The sequence below is a fragment of the Arthrobacter sp. SAFR-023 genome (assembly GCF_051965295.1).
Taxonomy (GTDB): Bacteria; Actinomycetota; Actinomycetes; order Actinomycetales; family Micrococcaceae; genus Arthrobacter.
The window spans coordinates 63841-82853 of the sequence record NZ_JBQCMF010000008.1 but is presented as its reverse complement, the minus strand read 5'-3'; the positions used below and the strand labels follow the sequence as shown (position 1 = coordinate 82853).

General features: G+C 66.9%; 17 protein-coding genes. 12 read left to right on the top strand and 5 right to left on the bottom strand.

The annotated features are described in order from the left end of the window. The first annotated feature begins 110 nt into the window (after positions 1-110). The 9 genes from lysS (at position 111) to dhaM (ending at position 10661) form a co-directional block, all read left to right on the top strand. The gene (lysS, locus tag ACTHQX_RS10390) at positions 111-1649 is read left to right on the top strand and encodes a lysine--tRNA ligase (RefSeq protein WP_440157384.1); all 1539 of its coding nucleotides are present in this window, start codon (positions 111-113) and stop codon (positions 1647-1649) included. A gap of 2 nt (positions 1650-1651) precedes the next feature. After that, positions 1652-1837, top strand: coding sequence for a hypothetical protein (locus ACTHQX_RS10385; RefSeq protein WP_236806263.1), 186 nt, complete (start codon positions 1652-1654; stop codon positions 1835-1837). A 137-nt stretch (positions 1838-1974) separates the two neighbouring features. Beyond that, positions 1975-2301 carry a histone-like nucleoid-structuring protein Lsr2 gene (locus ACTHQX_RS10380; RefSeq protein ID WP_236806264.1) on the top strand — a complete coding sequence of 109 codons (327 nt, stop codon included), beginning with the start codon at positions 1975-1977 and terminating at the stop codon, positions 2299-2301. Between the two features lie 411 nt (positions 2302-2712). Further along, complete coding sequence (locus tag ACTHQX_RS10375) at positions 2713-5205, top strand: ATP-dependent Clp protease ATP-binding subunit (protein WP_111903217.1); 2493 nt, start codon at positions 2713-2715, stop codon at positions 5203-5205. A gap of 177 nt (positions 5206-5382) precedes the next feature. Next, positions 5383-7503, top strand: coding sequence for a prolyl oligopeptidase family serine peptidase (locus ACTHQX_RS10370; RefSeq protein WP_440157381.1), 2121 nt, complete (start codon positions 5383-5385; stop codon positions 7501-7503). Between the two features lie 44 nt (positions 7504-7547). Further along, positions 7548-8057, top strand: coding sequence for an amino-acid N-acetyltransferase (locus ACTHQX_RS10365; RefSeq protein ID WP_236806266.1), 510 nt, complete (start codon positions 7548-7550; stop codon positions 8055-8057). A gap of 230 nt (positions 8058-8287) precedes the next feature. After that, positions 8288-9289, top strand: coding sequence for a dihydroxyacetone kinase subunit DhaK (gene dhaK, locus ACTHQX_RS10360; protein WP_440157379.1), 1002 nt, complete (start codon positions 8288-8290; stop codon positions 9287-9289). Positions 9290-9291: 2 nt separating this feature from the next. After that, positions 9292-9918 (top strand): dihydroxyacetone kinase subunit DhaL, encoded by a 627-nt coding sequence (gene dhaL, locus ACTHQX_RS10355; RefSeq protein ID WP_236806268.1) that lies wholly within the window; start codon positions 9292-9294, stop codon positions 9916-9918. Further along, the gene (gene dhaM / locus ACTHQX_RS10350) at positions 9915-10661 is read left to right on the top strand and encodes a dihydroxyacetone kinase phosphoryl donor subunit DhaM (protein ID WP_440157377.1); all 747 of its coding nucleotides are present in this window, start codon (positions 9915-9917) and stop codon (positions 10659-10661) included. Before dhaL ends, dhaM begins: the two co-directional genes overlap by 4 nt. 15 nt (positions 10662-10676) lie before the next feature. Here dhaM and ACTHQX_RS10345 read toward each other — a convergent pair whose 3' ends face one another. The 3 genes from ACTHQX_RS10345 to ACTHQX_RS10335 all read right to left on the bottom strand — a co-directional run bounded on the left by ACTHQX_RS10345 (position 10677) and on the right by ACTHQX_RS10335 (position 12759). Further along, positions 10677-11174, bottom strand: coding sequence for a hypothetical protein (locus ACTHQX_RS10345; RefSeq protein ID WP_440157375.1), 498 nt, complete (start codon positions 11172-11174; stop codon positions 10677-10679). A gap of 135 nt (positions 11175-11309) precedes the next feature. Continuing rightward, positions 11310-12146: an A/G-specific adenine glycosylase gene (locus tag ACTHQX_RS10340; protein WP_440157559.1), complete on the bottom strand. Its 837-nt coding sequence runs from the start codon at positions 12144-12146 to the stop codon at positions 11310-11312. 166 nt (positions 12147-12312) lie between these two features. Beyond that, positions 12313-12759 (bottom strand): hypothetical protein, encoded by a 447-nt coding sequence (locus ACTHQX_RS10335; RefSeq protein ID WP_236806271.1) that lies wholly within the window; start codon positions 12757-12759, stop codon positions 12313-12315. 161 nt (positions 12760-12920) lie between these two features. Here ACTHQX_RS10335 and ACTHQX_RS10330 point away from each other — a divergent pair, with 161 nt between their 5' ends. Beyond that, positions 12921-13643 carry a hypothetical protein gene (locus ACTHQX_RS10330; protein WP_440157373.1) on the top strand — a complete coding sequence of 241 codons (723 nt, stop codon included), beginning with the start codon at positions 12921-12923 and terminating at the stop codon, positions 13641-13643. A gap of 76 nt (positions 13644-13719) precedes the next feature. Here ACTHQX_RS10330 and disA read toward each other — a convergent pair whose 3' ends face one another. Beyond that, entirely contained in the window at positions 13720-14796 is a 1077-nt protein-coding gene (gene disA, locus ACTHQX_RS10325; RefSeq protein WP_236806273.1) for a DNA integrity scanning diadenylate cyclase DisA, read from the bottom strand. A gap of 328 nt (positions 14797-15124) precedes the next feature. On the opposite strand from disA, the gene ACTHQX_RS10320 reads away from it, so the two are divergent. Beyond that, positions 15125-16738: a peptide chain release factor 3 gene (locus tag ACTHQX_RS10320; RefSeq protein ID WP_440157371.1), complete on the top strand. Its 1614-nt coding sequence runs from the start codon at positions 15125-15127 to the stop codon at positions 16736-16738. 137 nt (positions 16739-16875) lie between these two features. Then, a complete protein-coding gene (locus ACTHQX_RS10315) occupies positions 16876-18069 on the top strand; it encodes a beta-ketoacyl-[acyl-carrier-protein] synthase family protein (protein WP_440157558.1) in 1194 nt (397 codons plus the stop codon). Between the two features lie 63 nt (positions 18070-18132). Here the strand turns inward: ACTHQX_RS10315 and ACTHQX_RS10310 are convergent, their stop codons facing one another. After that, complete coding sequence (locus ACTHQX_RS10310; RefSeq protein ID WP_440157369.1) at positions 18133-18951, bottom strand: YcnI family copper-binding membrane protein; 819 nt, start codon at positions 18949-18951, stop codon at positions 18133-18135. Positions 18952-19013: the final 62 nt, after the last annotated feature.

The window sequence follows — 19013 nt, the reverse complement described above, 5'->3', positions numbered from 1 at the left end:
AGTTTTTGTCCAGATATCGCGCCCAAACGGCCACGGAAGTCCGAATATCTGGACAAAAACTCAAAGGCGGGAAGTCCCGAACTCCCAGGCGGGAAGTCCCGGTAAACTTGATGACTGTGACTTCCCAAAACACCCCCGCCCCCAAGAACGCCCCAGAACCGCTCGACGCCAGCGAACAGATGCGCATCCGCATGGAGAAGCGCGCCAAGCTGATCGAACGCGGGCAGGAGGCGTACCCGGTGGGTGTTGAGCGCACGCACTCTCTCAGCGAAATCCGCGAAAAGTACGCACACCTGCAGGCCGACGAAACCACCGGCGACGTCGTCGGCGTCACCGGCCGCGTGGTGTTTGTCCGGAACACCGGCAAGCTCTGCTTCGCCACGCTGCAGGAAGGCGGCACCGACGGCAAGGGCACCCGGCTGCAGGCCATGCTCAGCCTCGCGAACGTGGGCGAGGAGGCCCTCGCCGACTGGAAGGCCCTGGTTGACCTGGGCGACCACGTTTTCATCAGGGGCGAAGTCATCTCTTCGCGCCGCGGTGAACTCTCCGTCATGGCTGAGTCCTGGTCCATGGCCTCCAAGGCGCTCCGCCCGCTGCCGGTGCTGCACGCCGAACTCAACGAGGAAACCCGCGTCCGCCAGCGCTACGTGGACCTGATGGTCCGCGACGAGGCCCGCGAGATGGTGTACACCCGGGCCGCCATCACCCGCTCCATCCGCGAGACCCTCTTCCGCCACACCTACGTCGAGGTGGAAACGCCCATCCTGCAGCTGGTCCACGGCGGCGCCCTCGCCCGGCCGTTCGAGACGCACATGAACGCGTTCGACCAGAAGATGACGCTGCGCATCGCCACCGAGCTGTACCTCAAGCGCGCCGTCGTGGGCGGCATCGACCGCGTCTATGACATGGGCCGCGTGTTCCGGAACGAGGGCGTGGACTCAACCCACAGCCCGGAGTTCACCACGCTTGAGTGCTACGAGGCCTGGGCAGACCAGTTCGTCATGGCCGAGCGCATCAAGGAGATCATCCTGGACGCCGCGGACGCCGTGGGTGCGGGCCGCGTGCTCCAGACCGAAGCCGGGGAGATTAACCTCGACGGTGACTGGGCCTGGGTGGCCGTGTACCCGGGGCTTTCGGAGGCAGTGGGCCAGGAGATCACCCCGGACACCACGCTTGAGGAGCTGCGCGCCGTTGCCGGGAAGCACGATGTCAAGGTCGATCCCAAGTGGGACGCCGAGAAGCTGGCTGTGGAACTCTTCGGCGAAATCGTCGAACCCACCCTGCTGAACCCCACGTTTGTCTACGACTACCCGCCCTCCGCCCAGCCGCTGGCCCGCCCGCACCGGGAAGACGGCCGCCTGATCGAGGCCTGGGACCTGATCATCGGTGGCATGGAACGCGGCACCGCGTTCTCTGAGCTCATTGACCCGGTCATCCAGCGCGAACGCCTCACCGAGCAGTCCAGGCACGCCGCTGCCGGCGACGTCGAGGCCATGCAGCTGGACGAGGACTTCCTCCGCGCCCTGGAATACGGTGCGCCGCCGATGGGCGGCATCGGGCTGGGCATCGACCGCCTGGTCATGCTGTTTACCGGCGCCGGCATCCGCGAAACAATTCTCTTCCCGCTCCTTAAACCTGAAGGCCACTGATGATGGACTATGTCGCAGTGCTGCTGCCCTCGCTGGTGGTCGGCCTGATCTTCTGGTTCGCCATGAAATCGATTTTCAACGCGGACAAGGCCGAACGCCAGGCGGAAGCCCGCGCACAGGCTGAGGCTGACGCCCAGGCGGCAGCCGGAGATGATTCTCCCGAGCCGACCACTGAATCAGACAAATAACAGGCGACTTTTAATACCACCGGTTATCCCCAAGGAACCATTGCGTGTTTTGACGCGTTCCCTTATTGGGGGAGATACTTCAGGTGGATACATCCTGCTTATCTGATTACACGTCCTTTCCAAAAGAGAGATTTTTGATGGCACAGAAAGTCAATATCGTCCTTGTGGACGATCTGGATGGGGGATCTGCGGACGAAACCGTTCGCTTCGGCCTGGATGGCGTCGGTTATGAAATTGACCTGTCCTCAGCCAATGCTTCAGAACTGCGGTCATCACTGGAACGCTTTGTTTCAGCGGGCCGGAAAACGTCCGGCGGCCGGCCTGCCCGTGCCAAGGCAACGGGCGGACGCAACCAGGACTCAGCCCAGATACGCCAGTGGGCGCGGGACCACGGTTACACCGTAAACGCGCGCGGCCGTATTCAGGCAGAAATCCAGGAAGCCTACCAAAAGGCCAATTCCTAGCCCGGTGACCTGACAATCAGTTAGTGCACAAAACGTTCTGAGCATATGTGCGGCGCCCCCGATTGACGGGGGCGCTGCGCTTTAACGATCCCTTGCCCCACAATGCCCTCCGGCCGAAAATCCTGTCCTGCGGCAATCCGGTGCTTTTACATCACCGGCGTGCAAGCTAATCCGGGCCCAGGGAACATTCCGCGGCGGTGATTTCGGACACCCTGCATAGTGAAACGGTAAATGGCGCACTGGCGGCACCCGGATGCTATTTGCGTGCTCTCCGGCATTGCGCCGCAAGTCCGGCACGGCAGCTGCGTGGACCTGCGCAAGGCCCCCGGTTTCCCCTGTGGCGAACAAGCTCCCCAAGTCAGGCTTCGCCCACGTAGCATCAAAGTACGTCGTAGCTAGGAGTGTGGCGAAATGTTTGAGCGATTTACGGACCGTGCCCGTCGCGTAGTTGTGCTTGCCCAAGAAGAGGCACGCATGCTGAACCACAATTACATTGGTACCGAACACATCCTCTTGGGTCTGATCCATGAGGGTGAGGGCGTTGCCGCCAAAGCTCTTGAGTCCTTGAGCATTTCGCTCGACGGCGTCCGCGAGCAGGTGCAGGAGATCATCGGCCAGGGCCAGCAGGCTCCCTCGGGCCATATCCCCTTCACGCCGCGTGCAAAGAAGGTGCTGGAGCTCTCGCTGCGCGAAGCCCTGCAGCTTGGCCACAACTACATCGGCACGGAGCACATCCTGCTGGGACTCATCCGCGAGGGTGAGGGCGTGGCAGCCCAGGTGCTGGTGAAGCTCGGTGCCGACCTGAACCGGGTCCGCCAGCAGGTCATCCAGCTGCTCTCCGGCTACCAGGGCAAAGAGACCACCGGCGCCGGCGTCGGCCAGAGCCAGGCAGAGGGTACCCCCGCCGGCTCTGTTGTGCTGGACCAGTTCGGCCGGAACCTGACGCAGGCTGCCCGCGAGAACAAGCTGGACCCTGTAATCGGACGCGAGCAGGAAATGGAACGCGTCATGCAGGTCCTGTCCCGCCGCACCAAGAACAACCCTGTGCTGATCGGCGAGCCCGGCGTCGGAAAGACAGCCGTCGTCGAGGGCCTGGCCCAGGCGATCGTGCGCGGCGACGTGCCGGAGACCATCAAGGACAAGCAGCTCTACACGCTGGACCTTGGCTCCCTCGTGGCCGGCTCCCGCTACCGTGGTGACTTCGAAGAGCGCCTGAAGAAGGTCCTCAAGGAGATCCGCACCCGCGGCGACATCATCCTCTTCATCGACGAGATCCACACCCTCGTGGGTGCCGGTGCCGCCGAAGGCGCCATCGACGCGGCCTCGATCCTGAAGCCCATGCTGGCCCGCGGCGAGCTGCAGACCATCGGTGCCACCACGCTGGACGAGTACCGCAAGCACATCGAGAAGGACGCCGCCCTCGAGCGCCGCTTCCAGCCCATCCAGGTCAAGGAGCCGTCGGTTGCGCACGCGATCGAGATCCTCAAGGGCCTGCGGGACCGCTACGAGGCGCACCACCGCGTCACCATCACCGACGGCGCCCTCGCCTCGGCCGCGAACCTCTCCGAACGCTACATCTCGGACCGGTTCCTCCCGGACAAGGCGATCGACCTCATCGACGAAGCCGGAGCCCGGCTCCGCATCCGCCGCATGACAGCTCCGCCGGAGCTCAAGGAGATGGACGAGCGCATCTCCGAGCTGAAGATGGAGAAGGAGTCCGCAATTGACGCGCAGGACTTCGAAGGTGCTGCCGCGCTGCGCGACAAGGAGCAGAAGCTCATCACCGAGCGCTCCGAGAAGGAACGCCACTGGAAGACCGGCGGCATGGACGACATCTCGGAAGTGGACGAGGACCTGATCGCCGAAGTCCTCGCGAATTCCACGGGCATTCCGGTCTTCAAGCTGACCGAGGAAGAATCCTCGCGCCTGCTGAAGATGGAAGACGAGCTGCACAAGCGCGTCGTCGGCCAGGACGAGGCCATCAAGGCGCTGTCCCAGGCAATCCGCCGCACGCGTGCAGGCCTGAAGGACCCGAAGCGTCCGGGCGGTTCGTTTATCTTCGCCGGCCCCACCGGCGTCGGCAAGACCGAACTCGCCAAGGCCCTCGCGGAGTTCCTGTTCGGTGAAGAGGACGCCCTCATCACGCTGGACATGTCCGAGTACTCCGAGAAGCACACGGTGTCGCGCCTCTTCGGTGCCCCTCCGGGCTACGTCGGCTACGAAGAGGGCGGGCAGCTGACCGAGAAGGTCCGCCGCCGTCCGTTCTCCGTGGTCCTGTTCGACGAAGTTGAAAAGGCGCACGCGGACCTCTTCAACTCGCTGCTGCAGATCCTGGAAGACGGTCGCCTGACCGACTCCCAGGGCCGCGTGGTGGACTTCAAGAACACCGTGATCATCATGACCACCAACCTCGGAACCCGGGACATCTCCAAGAGCGTCGCCACCGGCTTCCAGTCCGGCACGGACACCCAGACCGGCTACAACCGGATGCGCGCCCGGGTCACGGAGGAGCTCAAGCAGCACTTCCGCCCCGAGTTCCTCAACCGTGTTGACGACGTCGTGGTGTTCCCGCAGCTGACGCAGGACGAGATCATCGAGATCGTGGACATGTTCGTGACGCGCCTGGAGAAGCGCCTCAAGGACAAGGACATGGGCATCGAGCTGACCAAGACAGCCAAGGTACTTCTGGCCACCCGCGGCTACGATCCCGCCATGGGTGCCCGGCCGCTGCGCCGCACCATCCAGCGCGAGATCGAGGACCAGCTCTCGGAGAAGATCCTCTTCGGCGAGCTGCACCCCGGCGACATCGTGGTGGTGGATGTGGACGGCGAAGGTGACGACGCGAAGTTCACCTTCGCGGGCAACGCCAAGCCGCGCATCCCGGAAATCGCCCCGAGCGCCTAGCACGAGGCGCCCGGCACCCAGCCGCACTCCAGCGCCAAAAGGCCCCGCCAGCCCCCGAAAGGGAGCCGGCGGGGCCTTTTGCTTGCGCTCCCGCCGGTAGAGGTTGTGCTGAAAGTACTGGTTCACCGATAGTGAACCCTCCTGTGATCCAGAGCACCGGCGGTGTTGAATCGGCACATGTCAACTGAAGATGCAGCGATCCTGCGTGAGCAACCGGCGACCCCTTTCCACGACCTCGACCACTACCTGGCGATCCCGCGCGTCAGTGGCCTGGCCCTCAGCCTTGACGGCCAGCGGCTGGTAACGACGGTCGCCACGCTGAACAGCAAGGGCACCGAATACGGCACGGCGCTGTGGGAGCTGGACCCGGCGGGCGGGAAGCAGGCCCGCCGGATCACCCGCAGCGCCAAGGGCGAAGCCGGCGCCGCGTTCGCGGCCAACGGCGACGTCTACTTCACGTCCGCCAGGCCCGATCCGGACCGCGAGGCCGACGGCGATCCCGTCAAGGCGCTCTGGGTGCTCCCCGCAGGTGGCGGCGAGGCCCGCGTGGTGTTGTCGCGGGCTGGCGGCGTGGACAAGGTCATTGCGGCCAGGGACGCCAACGCTGCCTTCGTCACCGCGTCCGTTCTTGCCGGCTCCGGTGACGAGGAGGCCGACGCCGAGCGCCGCAAGAGCCGCAAGGACAACAAGGTGGCGGCCATCCTGCATAGCGAGTATCCGGTGCGGTACTGGGACGCGGACCTGGGCCCTGCCCAGCCGCGGCTCTTCGCGGTGGAGCCGGGGCCCGAGCCGGAACCCGGCAAGCCCGCCACAGTGGACAGCGCGGCGCCGCTCACCCTGCGCAACCTCACCCCGGAGGCGGGTTCCCGCCTCCGGGAGGCCGTCTCGGTGGCCAGCCCGGACGGAAAGACCATCTACACGAGCCTGGTGAAGCCGCTGCCGAAGGCGGACCTGCGCTCGGTCCTCGTGGCCATCGACGTCGCCACCGGCACGCAGCGGGTCCTCCTCGACGAGGAGGGCATGAACTACTTCCCCGGCCCGGTCAGCCCCGACGGCGGCCTGCTCGCCGTCGTCAGTGAAAGCGACACAACGCCGCAGCAGGCGCCGCAGGTCAGGCTGCATCTCCTCGATGTCTCCGGGGAAGCCGGTCCGGAGGACCTGCAGCCCCTGGCACACGAATGGGACCGCTGGCCCCACCCCGAAGCGTGGCTCCCGGACGGCTCTGCCCTCCTGGTCACGGCAGACGACGACGGCGCGTCGCCGGTTTTCAGTGTTTCCGTTGCGGCAGGTGCCGCCCGGGGGAGCGTCACCCGGGTGACACCGGACGCAGCGGCCTACACCGACGTCGTCGTTTCACCCGACGGCCGCAGCGCCTATGCGCTGCGGAGCTCGTACGAGTTCCCCGCCGAGCCCGTCCGGATCGACCTCGCCAGCGGGAACGTCACGCGGTTGCCGTCCCCGGCGGAGCGGCCGCAAACCGAGGGGTCGCTGGAGCGGGTGGAGGCGACAGCGGCTGACGGCACCCGCGTGCCCGCCTACCTGGCACTGCCGGCCGGCGCCTCCGCCGAGAGCCCCGCGCCCCTGCTGCTGTGGATCCACGGCGGACCGCTGGGATCCTGGAATGCCTGGACCTGGCGCTGGAACCCGTGGCTGCTCACCGCCCGCGGGTACGCTGTCCTGCTGCCGGACCCCGCCCTGTCCACGGGCTACGGCCAGGACTACATCCAGCGGGGCTGGGGCGGCTGGGGCAAGGCGCCGTTTACGGATCTTATGGCCATCACGGACGCGGTGGTGCAGCGGCCGGACATCGATGAAAGCCGCACTGCCGCGATGGGTGGCTCCTTTGGCGGCTACATGGCCAACTGGGTGGCCGGGCAGACGGACCGCTTCAGGGCGATCGTCACCCATGCCAGCCTGTGGGCGCTGGACCAGTTCGGGCCCACCACCGACGCGTCGCAGTACTGGCTCAAGGAGATGACGGCGGAGATGGCGCTGGAGAACTCCCCGCACCTGCATGTCGAGAAGATCCGGACGCCCATGCTGGTCATCCACGGTGACAAGGACTACCGGGTGCCCATTGGGGAGGGCCTGCGGCTCTGGTACGAGCTGTTATCCAAGTCCCAGCTCGCGTCCGACGAGAACGGGCAGACCAGCCACAGGTTCCTCTTCTACCCCGACGAGAACCACTGGATCCTGCAGCCGCAGCACGCCAAGATCTGGTACGGCGTGGTTGAACACTTCCTGGCCAGGAACGTCCTGGGCAAGGACATCGAGCTGCCCGCGGATCTGGGCCTCTGACCTCCCGCCGGAGGTGGCCGGGGCCGTCGCCGTAAGATGGGGCTGTGACTGACTCCTTCACCGTTCGCCCTGCCCGGACCAGCGATGTGGCTGCCATCAAGAAACTGGTGGCGCCGCTGGCGGAAGAGCGAATACTGATGGCCAAGGAGACGGTGGCCTATTACGAGAGCCTGCAGGAGTTCCTGATAGCCGAGTCGGCGGACGGCGAGGTCATCGGCTGCGGAGCCCTGCACGTCATGTGGGAGGACCTCGCGGAAGTCCGCACCCTTGCCGCCTCAGATGCCTGGCGAGGCAGGGGAGTGGGGCACGTCCTCGTCGAGAGTCTCCTGAAGCAGGCCGCCGCGCTGGGCGTTTCGCGGGTGTTCTGCCTGACCTTCGAGGTGGATTTTTTCAAGCGGCACGGTTTCGAGGTCATGGCGGACCAGTCGGCAGTGGACCCGCAGGTGTACTCCGAGCTGCTGCGCTCGCATGACGAAGGTGTGGCGGAGTTCCTGGACCTTGCGCGCGTGAAGCCCAACACGCTGGGGAACACGCGGATGATCAAGGCTCTCTAGGGCCTGCCCCCGACCTCCGCGGGGACCGGGCTCAGCGCGGCTGGATTCCGCCCCCTGACACTCCTTTCCTTTTATCAATTTGCTGGATAAACTCTTGGGAGCCGGAAGGGACAGCATTGGGGGCTGTCCCTTCCGCCGCATCCGAACTACCGCGCAGCAGGTGCCGGTAGTAGGGTCAAAGCACATCCTGACCGATGCCAATAAAAGGACCGAGAGCCCAGGAGCCGGCCGTGAAAAAGCTCATCAATGACCCGCGCGCTGTTGTGGATGAATCCGTGGAGGGATTCGGCCTAGCCCATGCAGACCTAGTGACCGTCAGCGCCGATCCGAAGTACGTCACCCGCAAGGACGCCCCCGTTGCCGGCAAGGTCGGCCTGGTGTCCGGCGGCGGCAGCGGACATGAACCGCTCCACGCCGGATTCGTGGGGCGTGGCATGCTCGACGCCGCTGTTCCCGGCGCCGTCTTCACCTCACCGACACCCGACCAGATCATTCCGGCCACGCTCGCCGTGAACTCCGGATCAGGGGTGGTCCACATTGTGAAGAACTACACCGGCGACGTCCTGAACTTCGAAACGGCGGCCGAGATGGCCCAGGCCGAGGGCGTGGAAGTCCGCACCGTGCTCGTCAACGACGACGTTGCGGTGGAGGATTCGCTGTACACGGCCGGCCGCAGGGGCGTGGGCGGCACGGTCCTGGTGGAGAAGATCGCCGGGGCCGCGGCCGAGCGCGGTGACGACCTCGACGCGGTGGCGGCCATCGGTGACCGTGTGAACCAGAACGTGCGGACCATGGGCGTCGCGCTCTCGGCCTGCACGGTGCCCCATGCCGGCACCCCGAGCTTCGACCTCGAGGACAACGAGATCGAAATCGGCATCGGCATCCACGGTGAGCCGGGCCGGCACAAGATCGCCATGGAAGGCGCCGATGGCATCACCAGCCGCCTGCTGGAACCGATCCTCAGCGACCTCGGAACGGCGCCGGGGGAGAAGGTGCTCCTGTTCGTCAATGGCATGGGTGGGACGCCGCTGAGTGAGCTGTACATCGTCTACCGCCGGGCCGCGCAGATCCTGGCGGAGCGGGGCCTCACGGTGGAGCGTTCCCTGGTGGGGAACTACATCACGTCCCTCGAGATGCAGGGCTGTTCCGTCTCGGTGCTGCGGCTCGACGGCGAAATGACAGCCCTTTGGGATGCGCCCGTGCACACGCCGGCTCTCCGGTGGGGCGTGTAGCGGTGGGGCTAGACGTGACCTGGGCCGTCAAATGGCTGACGCTGTCGGCGCAGGCAATGGCGGAGCACAGGGTGGAACTCATCGAGCTGGACAGGGCCATCGGCGACTCTGACCACGGCGAAAACATGGACCGCGGCTTCCAGGCGGTGCTCGACAAGCTCGCCGAGAGTCCTCCCGAAACCCCCGGCGCCGCGCTCAAGCTGACGGCCATGGCGTTGATGTCGAAGGTCGGCGGGGCTGCCGGCCCGCTCTACGGCACGGCATTCCTGCGGGCCGCAACCACGCTGGGCGATGCCGCGTACATCGACGCGGCAGCGCTCGCCGCCGCGCTCACCGCGGCGCGGGACGGCATCGTGGCCAGGGGGAAGGCCGAGGCGGGCGACAAGACGATGGTTGATGCCTGGACCCCTGCCGTTGACGCAGCCGCAGCGGCAGCGGCCGACGGCGACACGCTGGCGGTCCTGATCGCCGCGGCGGAGGCTGCCGAGGCCGGCGCCGTGGCCACTGATCCGCTGGTGGCGCGAAAGGGCAGGGCCAGCTACCTCGGGGAGCGAAGTGCCGGCCACCGGGACCCCGGGGCCGCTTCAAGTGCCCTCATCCTTCGCGCCGCTGCGGGAGCCGCCGCATGACGGTGCGGATCGTGGTGGTTTCGCACAGTGACAAGATTGCCGACGGCGCCGTGGAGCTCGCGGCCCAGATGGCGCCGGACGTGATGATGGTGCCGGCCGGTGGAACGTCGGACGGCCGGATCGGCACCAGCATGGAAAAGGTAATGGCGGCGCTGGAAACCGCTGCCGGGGGCGATGGTGTGGTGGTGCTGACCGATCTGGGCTCGGCCGTGATGACCGCGGAATCGGCCATGGAATTCGCCGAGGGCAGCGGCACCGTGCTCCTCGCCGACGCCCCGATCATCGAGGGCCTCGTGGCGGCAGCGGTGGCGGCCCAGGGAGGAGCCAGCGTTCATGCTGTCCGGCGTGCAGCCGAGGCCACCCATGGCTATCCCGCGCCGCGGCCCAAGGCAGAGAATTACCCGGCCGCCGCCACCGCCGGTAAGCAGCCCGGTAAGCAGCCCGCCGCCCATGGCCCGGCCTCGGATGAACCGGAAGCCCTGGCCCCGGATGCCAGCGGGGACTTCGAGCTCGTCAACCTCGCAGGCATGCATGCCCGGCCCGCCGCCAAGATAGCCGGCGGCCTGTCTGCGTTGGATGCGGACGTGAGCGTGAACGGAGTGGACGGCGCCTCCATGACCGGCCTGATGACGCTGGGTGCCGGCAAGGGATCGGTGCTGCACGTGGAAGCGTACGGACCCGACGCCGAGCGCGCGGTGGCGTATGTGGCGGGGCTGGTACGGGACGGATTCGGGGAACCCTGAGAGGGTTCCGGCAGGCTACCTGTCCTGCCTGAGGCCTGCCGCATCCAGCACCACGGAAGCCGAGACAAACCGTCCGCACTGCTCGCCGAACGGATAGCTGGCCCTGGGGGCGAAGGTCAGCGTGCGCACGGGCAGCGGCTTGCCGCTGGCGGACCGCCCACTGGCCGTGACGCTGATCGGGGACTCGCCCAGCCTGTCCAGATTCAGCATTCCCCGTCGCGTGCCGTCCGGCTTGGCGGTAGCCGCGCACACGGCATCGGGTTTGGAAGCATCGGCGCAGCCCAAGTCAACAGGTACTGAGCCCGCCACGAGCTCGAGCGTGTCGTCTTTGCACTTGCCATCCTGGCAGGCTTTCACATGAAGCGTCTTCACTTCGGGGGCGTAGCCTGCGGCCACCGTGACCGCGACCCCGGACACCTGGCCGACAGCCGGGCACGCCGTTTCGAAGGCATGGCACCCCGAAAGGAGTGCCGTCGTCGTGATTGTGGCCAAAAGTACCCCTGTCTTGCCCATACTTCAGGGTAGATCCGGCGTGCCGAAGGGGACCCGGCGGGGCCAAAACTGGTGCCCTCATCGTTACCCGGTCCGTGCCGTGGGTGCCTAATTGAGACCAAAACCGTGCGGCAGGTGCCAGTCCGGGCGAAGCAGTCAGGCCGGCAGCCGGTACCCGCCATGGTGCAGTTCAGCCAGGCCATCCGCCAGGAGGCCGGCCAACGCCCGTTCCAGCTGCTCCGGCGCGCAGTTCAACCGGTGCAGGGCGGCCAGCGGCACGCCGATGCCGGCGGCTTCGAACCCGAGGTCGGCGGGTGCCTGCTGGAACATCTCCGCGGGCACCGGCGCGTCCGCCAGCCGAAGGACGGCCATCACACCGCCGCGGACCTGCCGGTCTGTGCCGTGCCATGTTTGGCCCTTGGGCGTGTACGACGGCGGCGGCTCGCCGGCGGCGAGCCAGGCGCACCGGTCGCGGACGGGGCACGCGGCGCACTTGGGTGCCCGGGCCGTGCACACCAGCGCCCCCAGCTCCATGACTGAAGCGTTCCAGCGGACGGAACTGCCGGCGTCGGTCGGCAGCAGCTCCGCGGCAAGCCGCATTTCCGCGGCCGTCAGGGCCGGGGCTGGCAGTGCGGAGCCGGAAAAGAGCCGCGCGTGGACTCGGCGGATGTTGGTGTCGACCACCGTCTCGCGGCGCCCAAAGGCGAAAGCGGCGACGGCGGCCGCCGTATAGCTGCCCACACCTGGCAGTCCGAGCAACTCGGCGTAGTCCTGCGGGACCCTGCCGCCGTGGTCTCGTTCGATGGCGACTGCGGCAGCGTGCAGCCTCAGCGCGCGCCGCGGATAGCCCAGCCGGCCCCAGGCACGGACGGCCTCACCGGCGGGTTCCAGTGCCAGCGCTGCGGGCTCTGGCCACCGGCGCAGCCACTCTTCCCAGACCGGCAGCACACGGACCACGGGGGTCTGCTGCAGCATGATCTCGCTGACCAGCACGCCCCAGGGGGAGCAGCCGGGCGAGCGCCACGGCAAGTCCCGGGCTTCGGCGTCGAACCAGTCCTCCAGTGAGGAGTGGACGTCCGTCAGGTCGGGGTAATCGGCTGTGGTTTTGATGCCAATACTCTAGTTGAAAACCCCGACGGCGGTTTCCGGCCAGGGATCGTCAGCTGGCCTCCTTCTGCGCGGGAGGCAGTCCTTCCTGCCGTGCGGGCAGCCGCCGCACATGGCCGTGCAAAGTTTCGCCGCCGCGGCCGTTGGGCGCCGGAACAGCAAGGGCCACCACGAAGCTGGCGCTGTCCGGATCCACTGAGCGGATGGTCAGGCTGCGCGTTCCTTCCGGTATCGAGGGCGCAAAGAACTGCAGCTGGCGGGTGCCGACGGTGGCCACCTCATCCAGCTTGTACTCTGTGCCGAAGTGGTCATGGATAACGATTTCGGGGGTTTGCGGCTCGTCGTCATTGACTGAGGCGAGATGCAGGTTGACCAGGATCCCGGTGTCCCAGATCTCAACCGCAAGCACCGTGAACGCTGTCCCCTGGCTCTGATGTTTGCCAAACGTCAGCGGCAGAAGAACGCGTTCGAGGTGACCGCCAGACACGTGATCTACCATCAGTGGTCCTCTCCAACTCGGCCCGGTAAGTGGTATCCGGGATTCAATTTTAGTAAGTGTGCTGACAGTTGTCACCCGAATTTGAGTCACGAATTGGACATGGTGGGGCGATGGCGGCGTGGTGGCGCAGCAGAAAGCCGGCCGTTCCTTAGCCTAGAAGGATGGGCAGGCAAGACACTCCGAACTCCGGCGCGGGCCGGAACCGGTCACCGCAACCGGCGGCACAGAAAACGGCATCCGGGAAAACGGTGCCCCGTGCAGGCCGTAAGCCGAGCCCCGCCGTGTACCGCCGTCGTCGGCTTTTTGCCGGAGTGGCGCTGCTGCTGGTCCTGGGCCTGATCGCCGGCGGTGTCGCAACGGTAACCAGCCTTCTCCGCGGCGCCCAGCAGGTGTCAGCGCAGGATTCCTCACAGGGTTCCTCAACGCCGGGCAGCACCGCGCAGCCGGGGGCAACGCCGTCGGCCAGCCCTTCCGCAACCCCCTCCGCCTCGCCCGCGTGCGAACAGAAGCTCGTGACGGTCAAAGCGGCCACCAACAAGACGTCCTACGCCGCAGACGAGAAGCCGGTGCTGAGCCTCACGGTCACCAACGGCGGAAAGCTGCCCTGCAAGGTGAACATCGGCACGTCGCAGATGGACTTCCTGGTCACCAGCGGCTCGGACCGCGTCTTCTCCTCCGCCGACTGCCAGGCCGCCAGTACTGACCTGGTCAAGACCATTGCACCCGGCAAGAGTGAAACGGCGAAGTTCCCGTGGCCGCGCAACCGTTCCGTGCAGGGCTGCGAGGCGGTGCCGGACGGCGCGGTTGCCGGCAGCGGGTACTACGTGTTCATCGCGAAGCTTGGCGCCAAGGTCAGCCCGCCGACGGCCTTCCAGCTCAGCTGACGCTGCCTGCTCCATCGGCTGCTCCACAGGTGCCCTTTTGGGCGCCCAAACGGGCACCTATGGCAATCGACGGGGTTTAGAGGAACCGGTCCAGCAGGCTGGCTTCGGCCATCCGGCTGAGGCCCTCGCGGACCGTGCGGGCACGCTGGTCGCCGATCCCGTCCACGGTCATCAGGTCGTCAATGGTCGCAGCCATAAGGTACTGCAGCCCGCCGAAGTGGTCCACGAGCCTGTCCGCGACGGCCTTCGGCACGGCCTTGAGCCCCGACAGGAGCCGGTAGCCCCGCGGCTGCACCACGGCGTCGAGGGTGTCCACACCGCCGGCGAAGCCGATGATTCCGGCGATCTTGCTGAGGTCGATCAGTTCGGTGGGGCCGAGGTTGAGGAGCGCGCTGACCGCGCCGTCGATGTCCTCCGGGGAAGCGTTCGGCCCGGCGTAGTCGCGGATGATGATGTCGCTGCCCGGGCCGCGGCCCACCGTGAGCTCGTCCAGTTGGAGGGAGAGCAGCCTGCCGTCCTCGCCGAGCTCCAGCACATATTGCGAGATTTCCTCGGAGATCCGGCGCACCATCTCCTGGCGCTGCAGGGTCACGGCCACATCGCGGACGGTCACCATGGCCTCAATCTCCAGGGCGGAGAGCGAGCTGGTCACCTGGTCCAGCCGCGAACGGTAGCGCTCCAGTGTGGCCAGGGCCTGGTTGGCGCGGGCCAGGACCTTTTCGGAGCCCTCGAGCACATGCCGCAGCCCGTTGACGTACAGGGCGATGATCTGCATGGACTGGCTTACCGATATGACCGGGACGCCTGTCTGGATGGCCACGCGTTCCGCGGTCCGGTGCCGGGTGCCCGATTCCTGCGTTTCGATGCTCGAGTCCGGGACGAGCTGGACTGCCGCCCGCAGGATGTTGCTGGCATCCTTGTCGCAAACAATGGCGCCGTCCATCTTGGCCAGTTCGCGGAGCCTCGTTGGTGAGAAGTCGATGCCGATGTCGAAGCCGCCGGAACAGATCGAGTCGATGGTCCGGTCCGAGCCCAGGACGATCAGCGCACCGGTGCGTCCGCGGAGAATGCGTTCCAGGCCGTCCCGCAGCGGGGTCCCCGGGGCCACCCTCCCCAAAGTCGCCTTGAGCGATTCTTCAGGGCTGCGAGCCATAAATATTCCCTTCAAAGGTGCAGGCGGGCCTGCAGGTTTGCCGGTTTTCGGTAGTCCGCCGGCAGGATCAAAAGTACTCGGTTTCCCGCATGCACCATCCTAGAGGTAGATTACCCCAGCAACCGCACGGGCAAGCCTTAAAGTGCCCCGTCGGGGTCCTGTGGAATAGGCATCCGGAGTGCGTCCGACGGCGGCTGGCTGGGAGGCACTTTTGGCCCGCCTTCGGTGCGGATTCCGCCCCTGAGATAAACTTGAAGCCTTGGCTGGCAGGTTCCGCCGCCACCTTTTCCAATCAGGATCCCCCGCGGATCGCAGTGAAAGTAGCACCGTGTCCCAAGAAGTGCAGAGCCCCGCCCGAGTGCACGAGATCCACAAGCAGGCCTCCCGCCGCCGCACGTTCGCCGTCATCTCCCACCCGGACGCCGGCAAGTCCACGCTTACCGAGGCCCTCGCCCTGCACGCCAAGGTGATCGGCACCGCGGGCGCTTCCAGCGGCAAGGCCAACCGCAAGGAGACGGTCTCGGACTGGATGCAGATGGAGAAGGACCGCGGCATTTCCATCAGCTCGGCCGCCCTGCAGTTCTCCTACCGGGACACGGTGATCAACCTGCTGGACACCCCCGGCCACGCCGACTTCTCCGAGGACACCTACCGTGTGCTCGCCGCCGTCGACTGCGCCGTGATGCTCGTGGACGCGGCCAAGGGCCTTGAGACGCAGACCATGAAGCTGTTCGAGGTCTGCAAGCAGCGGAACCTTCCCATCATCACGGTCATCAACAAGTGGGACCGCCCGGGCCTGGATGCCCTGGCCCTCATGGACGAGATCACGGAGCGCACCGGGCTGCAACCGATGCCCCTGACCTGGGCCGTGGGCATCTCCGGCGATTTCCGCGGCGTCTGGGACCTGCGCAACGACAGGTTCGCGCGTTTCCAGCGGAACAACGCCGGCGCCAGCATCGCCCTCACCGAGTACTTCACTCCCGAAGAGGCCGCCGAAAGCCAGGGCGGCAACTGGACGGATGCTGTCGACGAGGCCGGCCTGGTCATCGAGTCCAACCTCGCCTTCGACGTCGAGAGCTTCCACGCGGGCAAGGCCACCCCCATCCTGTTCAGCTCCGCGGCGCTGAACTTCGGCGTCAAGGAACTTTTGGACGCCCTGGTGGACTTCGCCCCGCCGGCCGCGCCCCGGCCGGACATCGAGGGCACCCCGCGTGCCGTCGAGTCGCCGTTTTCGGGATTCGTGTTCAAGGTCCAGGCAGGCATGAACAAGGCCCACCGCGACCACGTTGCTTTTATCCGCGTCTGCTCCGGCGTGTTCGAGCGCGGCATGGTGGTCACCCAAACCCGCACCGGAAAGTCTTTCGCCACGAAGTACGCGCAGCAGGTTTTCGGCCGCGAACGCGAGGTCATTGACGAGGCCTACCCGGGCGACGTCGTGGGTCTGGTCAACGCGTCTTCGCTGCGGGTGGGGGACAGCCTGTTCCTTGAGGAAGCCGTGGAGTTCCCGGCCATTCCGCTGTTCGCTCCCGAGCACTTCCAGGTTGCCCGCTCCAAGGACCCCAGCCGCTTCAAGCAGTTCCGCCGCGGCATCGAGCAGCTTGAGCACGAGGGCGTCATCCAGGTGCTGCGCTCCGACGTCCGCGGTGACCAGGCGCCCGTGCTTGCCGCCGTCGGGCCCATGCAGTTCGAGGTGGTGGAGGACCGCATGGCGCACGACTTCAGCGCGCCGATGCGGCTGGAGCGCCTTCCGTACTCCATCGCCAGGATTTCGACGGCGGATGCCATGCCGGCGCTGGCCAACGTGCCGGGCGCCGAGGTGCTGCTGCGGTCCGACGGCGAATACCTGGCCCTCTTCAATGACGTCTGGGCCCTGCGCCGCATCGAGAAGAACCATCCGGACCTCACGCTGGTGCCTATCGGGACGCACAACCCCGCAAAGTAACTGCGCCAACGCGGGGCTCCGGCTCCCGAACGGTCTCCCAACCAACGAAGCAAGGTATCGCCGTGCCCACAAACCAGTCGTCTGCCGCAGCACCCGTTACAGGATCAACCAGTGCTTCAGGATCAACCAGTGTCGTCGTGACGGGCATGGGGTCCATGAACCCGCTCGGGGCCACCGTGGCCGAGACCTGGGAGGCCATGCTGGCCGGGCGCTCGGGTGTCACGGCGCTGGAGGACAGCTGGGCTGAAGCGCTACCGGTGCGCATTGCCGGCCGGGTCACCGCGGATTTGGGCGCGTTCCTCAGCACCCGCGAGTTGAAGCGGATGGATCGTTGCGGGCAGCTGGCGCTGGTTGCCTCCCGCGAAGCCTGGGAGCAGTCGGGTAAGCCGGACGTCGAGCCGGAGCGGTTGGCCGTCGTGATCGGCTCGGCCTACGGCGGCATGGACACCGTACTCGCACAGGTCAGGGAACTGGACAATGGCGGTCCCCGCAAGGTTTCGCCACACACCCTGACCCGGCTCATGGTGAACGGACCATCCGCCTGGGTTTCCATCGACCTCGGCGCCAAGGGCGGGGCACGCACTCCGGTCAGTGCGTGTGCGTCCGGGGCCGAGGCGATTGCCCAGGGTGCCGACATGATCAGGTCCGGGGCCCTCGACGTCGTAATTGCCGGGGGCGTTGATGCCTCCGTCAATGACCTGATCATCAGCGGTTTCTCGCAGATCCGGGCGCTCTCCACCCGCAACGACGATCCGGAGCGGGCTTCACGGCCGTTCGACCGGGACCGCGACGGGTTCGTGCTGTCCGAAGGGGCGGGGATCGTGGTGCTGGAGAGCGAGGAACACGCGCGTGCCCGGGGCGCGGAGGTGCTGGGCGGTATTGCCGGGGCGGCCGTGACTTCGGACGCGAACGACATCGTGGCGGCAGATCCGGACATGCAGGTGCGGGTCATGGAGAAGGCCCTGGCCTCCGCCGGCCTCCGCGGGACGGACATCGGATTCGTGCACGCGCACGCCACCTCCACCCCCGTGGGTGACCGGCTGGAGGCGCAGGCCATCAAGACCATTGCCGGCGACCAGGTCCCTGTGACCTCCACAAAGTCGCTCACCGGGCACCTGCTCGGCGGAGCGGGAGCCCTTGCCGCCATCGCCACGCTGCAGGCCCTCCGGACCGGCGACCTGCCGGGCACCTACAACGTGGCTGCCCTTGACCCCGAGGTGGACCTCAACGTGATCACCGGTACCGTCAGCGGCAGCACCGCGACGGCGGGACTCGTCAATGCCTTCGGGTTCGGCGGGCACAGCGCGGCGCTCGTGGTCACCCGCGCCTAACCCGTGAATGCCAGGAGCCCGGCCGCAGTCGCGCGGCTGGACTCCTGGCATTCTCACAGGGGATCAGTTCTGCCGCGGCTTCCGGGTCCGCACCAGGGCCGCCGTCCCGGCGGCCAGGCCGAGCAGGCCTGCTCCGAGGCCGACGATGCCGAACGTGTTGTCGGGTGCGGCCGCGGCCGGGGTGGTGGACGTTGCGGCCGCCGTGTCCGCGCTTGCTGTGTCTGCAGTTGCCGTGTCTGCGGCGGGGGCCGCCGCGGCAGCCGGTGCCGCATGCGAGTGTTCGTCCGCGACCGCAGTGGTGACGAAGGAGGGGACCGGGTGCTCGGGCTCGGGCTGGCCGGCAGTCTCGGGCTGGTTCCACTTCACCACCGTTCCGTCGGAGTAGGTCTGTGCCGCAGGCAAGGCCACTGTGGTCCCGGCCTCCGGAAGCCGGCCCACCGAGATGGAGAACGTCTGGTACTCATTCGGGCCGAGCTGGTGGGCCGCATCGGCTGTCCAGGTGACCGTGGCGGCTGCCTTGGTGATCTTGGCGCCTTCCACCGTGACGGGTGCGGGCAGGGCCGCCTCCGTGATCTTCGCCGTCCAGCCGTCGATGGGCTTGACCGAGACGGAGGTGAACGGCGTCGCTGTGGGCAGCGTGACGGTGACCTTGGTGGTCTTGGCGGCAGCTGACTCGTTGGGAACCCGGAAGGTCAGCTGCGAGAAGCCGCCGGCCGAGGTAGAGGCGGGGTCCACGCGGACGTGGGCGGATGCTGAGCCCACCCCCAGGACCATGAGGCCGGCCGCCGCCGTCACGACTGTGACGGTTTTCAGGGCAGAAGTTTTCAGGGCAGAAGTTTTCAGTGCAGACGAGTTCGCAGCACGGTTTGTTGAGGTGGTCATGACAGGGCCTTTCGCGGGTGCTGCCGCGCTCGTGCCGAGGGGCAGCAGGGTGAGGGATGGTC

Bases quoted from the DNA above. Each gene is read 5' to 3' on its own strand.
- lysS (WP_440157384.1), top strand. From the start codon at position 111: ATGACTGTGACTTCCCAAAACACCCCCGCCCCCAAGAACGCCCCAGAA.
- ACTHQX_RS10385 (WP_236806263.1), top strand. From the start codon at position 1,652: ATGGACTATGTCGCAGTGCTGCTGCCCTCGCTGGTGGTCGGCCTGATC.
- ACTHQX_RS10380 (WP_236806264.1), top strand. From the start codon at position 1,975: ATGGCACAGAAAGTCAATATCGTCCTTGTGGACGATCTGGATGGGGGA.
- ACTHQX_RS10375 (WP_111903217.1), top strand. From the start codon at position 2,713: ATGTTTGAGCGATTTACGGACCGTGCCCGTCGCGTAGTTGTGCTTGCC.
- ACTHQX_RS10370 (WP_440157381.1), top strand. From the start codon at position 5,383: ATGTCAACTGAAGATGCAGCGATCCTGCGTGAGCAACCGGCGACCCCT.
- dhaM (WP_440157377.1), top strand. From the start codon at position 9,915: ATGACGGTGCGGATCGTGGTGGTTTCGCACAGTGACAAGATTGCCGAC.
- ACTHQX_RS10345 (WP_440157375.1), bottom strand. From the start codon at position 11,174: ATGGGCAAGACAGGGGTACTTTTGGCCACAATCACGACGACGGCACTC.
- ACTHQX_RS10335 (WP_236806271.1), bottom strand. From the start codon at position 12,759: ATGGTAGATCACGTGTCTGGCGGTCACCTCGAACGCGTTCTTCTGCCG.
- ACTHQX_RS10330 (WP_440157373.1), top strand. From the start codon at position 12,921: ATGGGCAGGCAAGACACTCCGAACTCCGGCGCGGGCCGGAACCGGTCA.
- disA (WP_236806273.1), bottom strand. From the start codon at position 14,796: ATGGCTCGCAGCCCTGAAGAATCGCTCAAGGCGACTTTGGGGAGGGTG.
- ACTHQX_RS10310 (WP_440157369.1), bottom strand. From the start codon at position 18,951: ATGACCACCTCAACAAACCGTGCTGCGAACTCGTCTGCACTGAAAACT.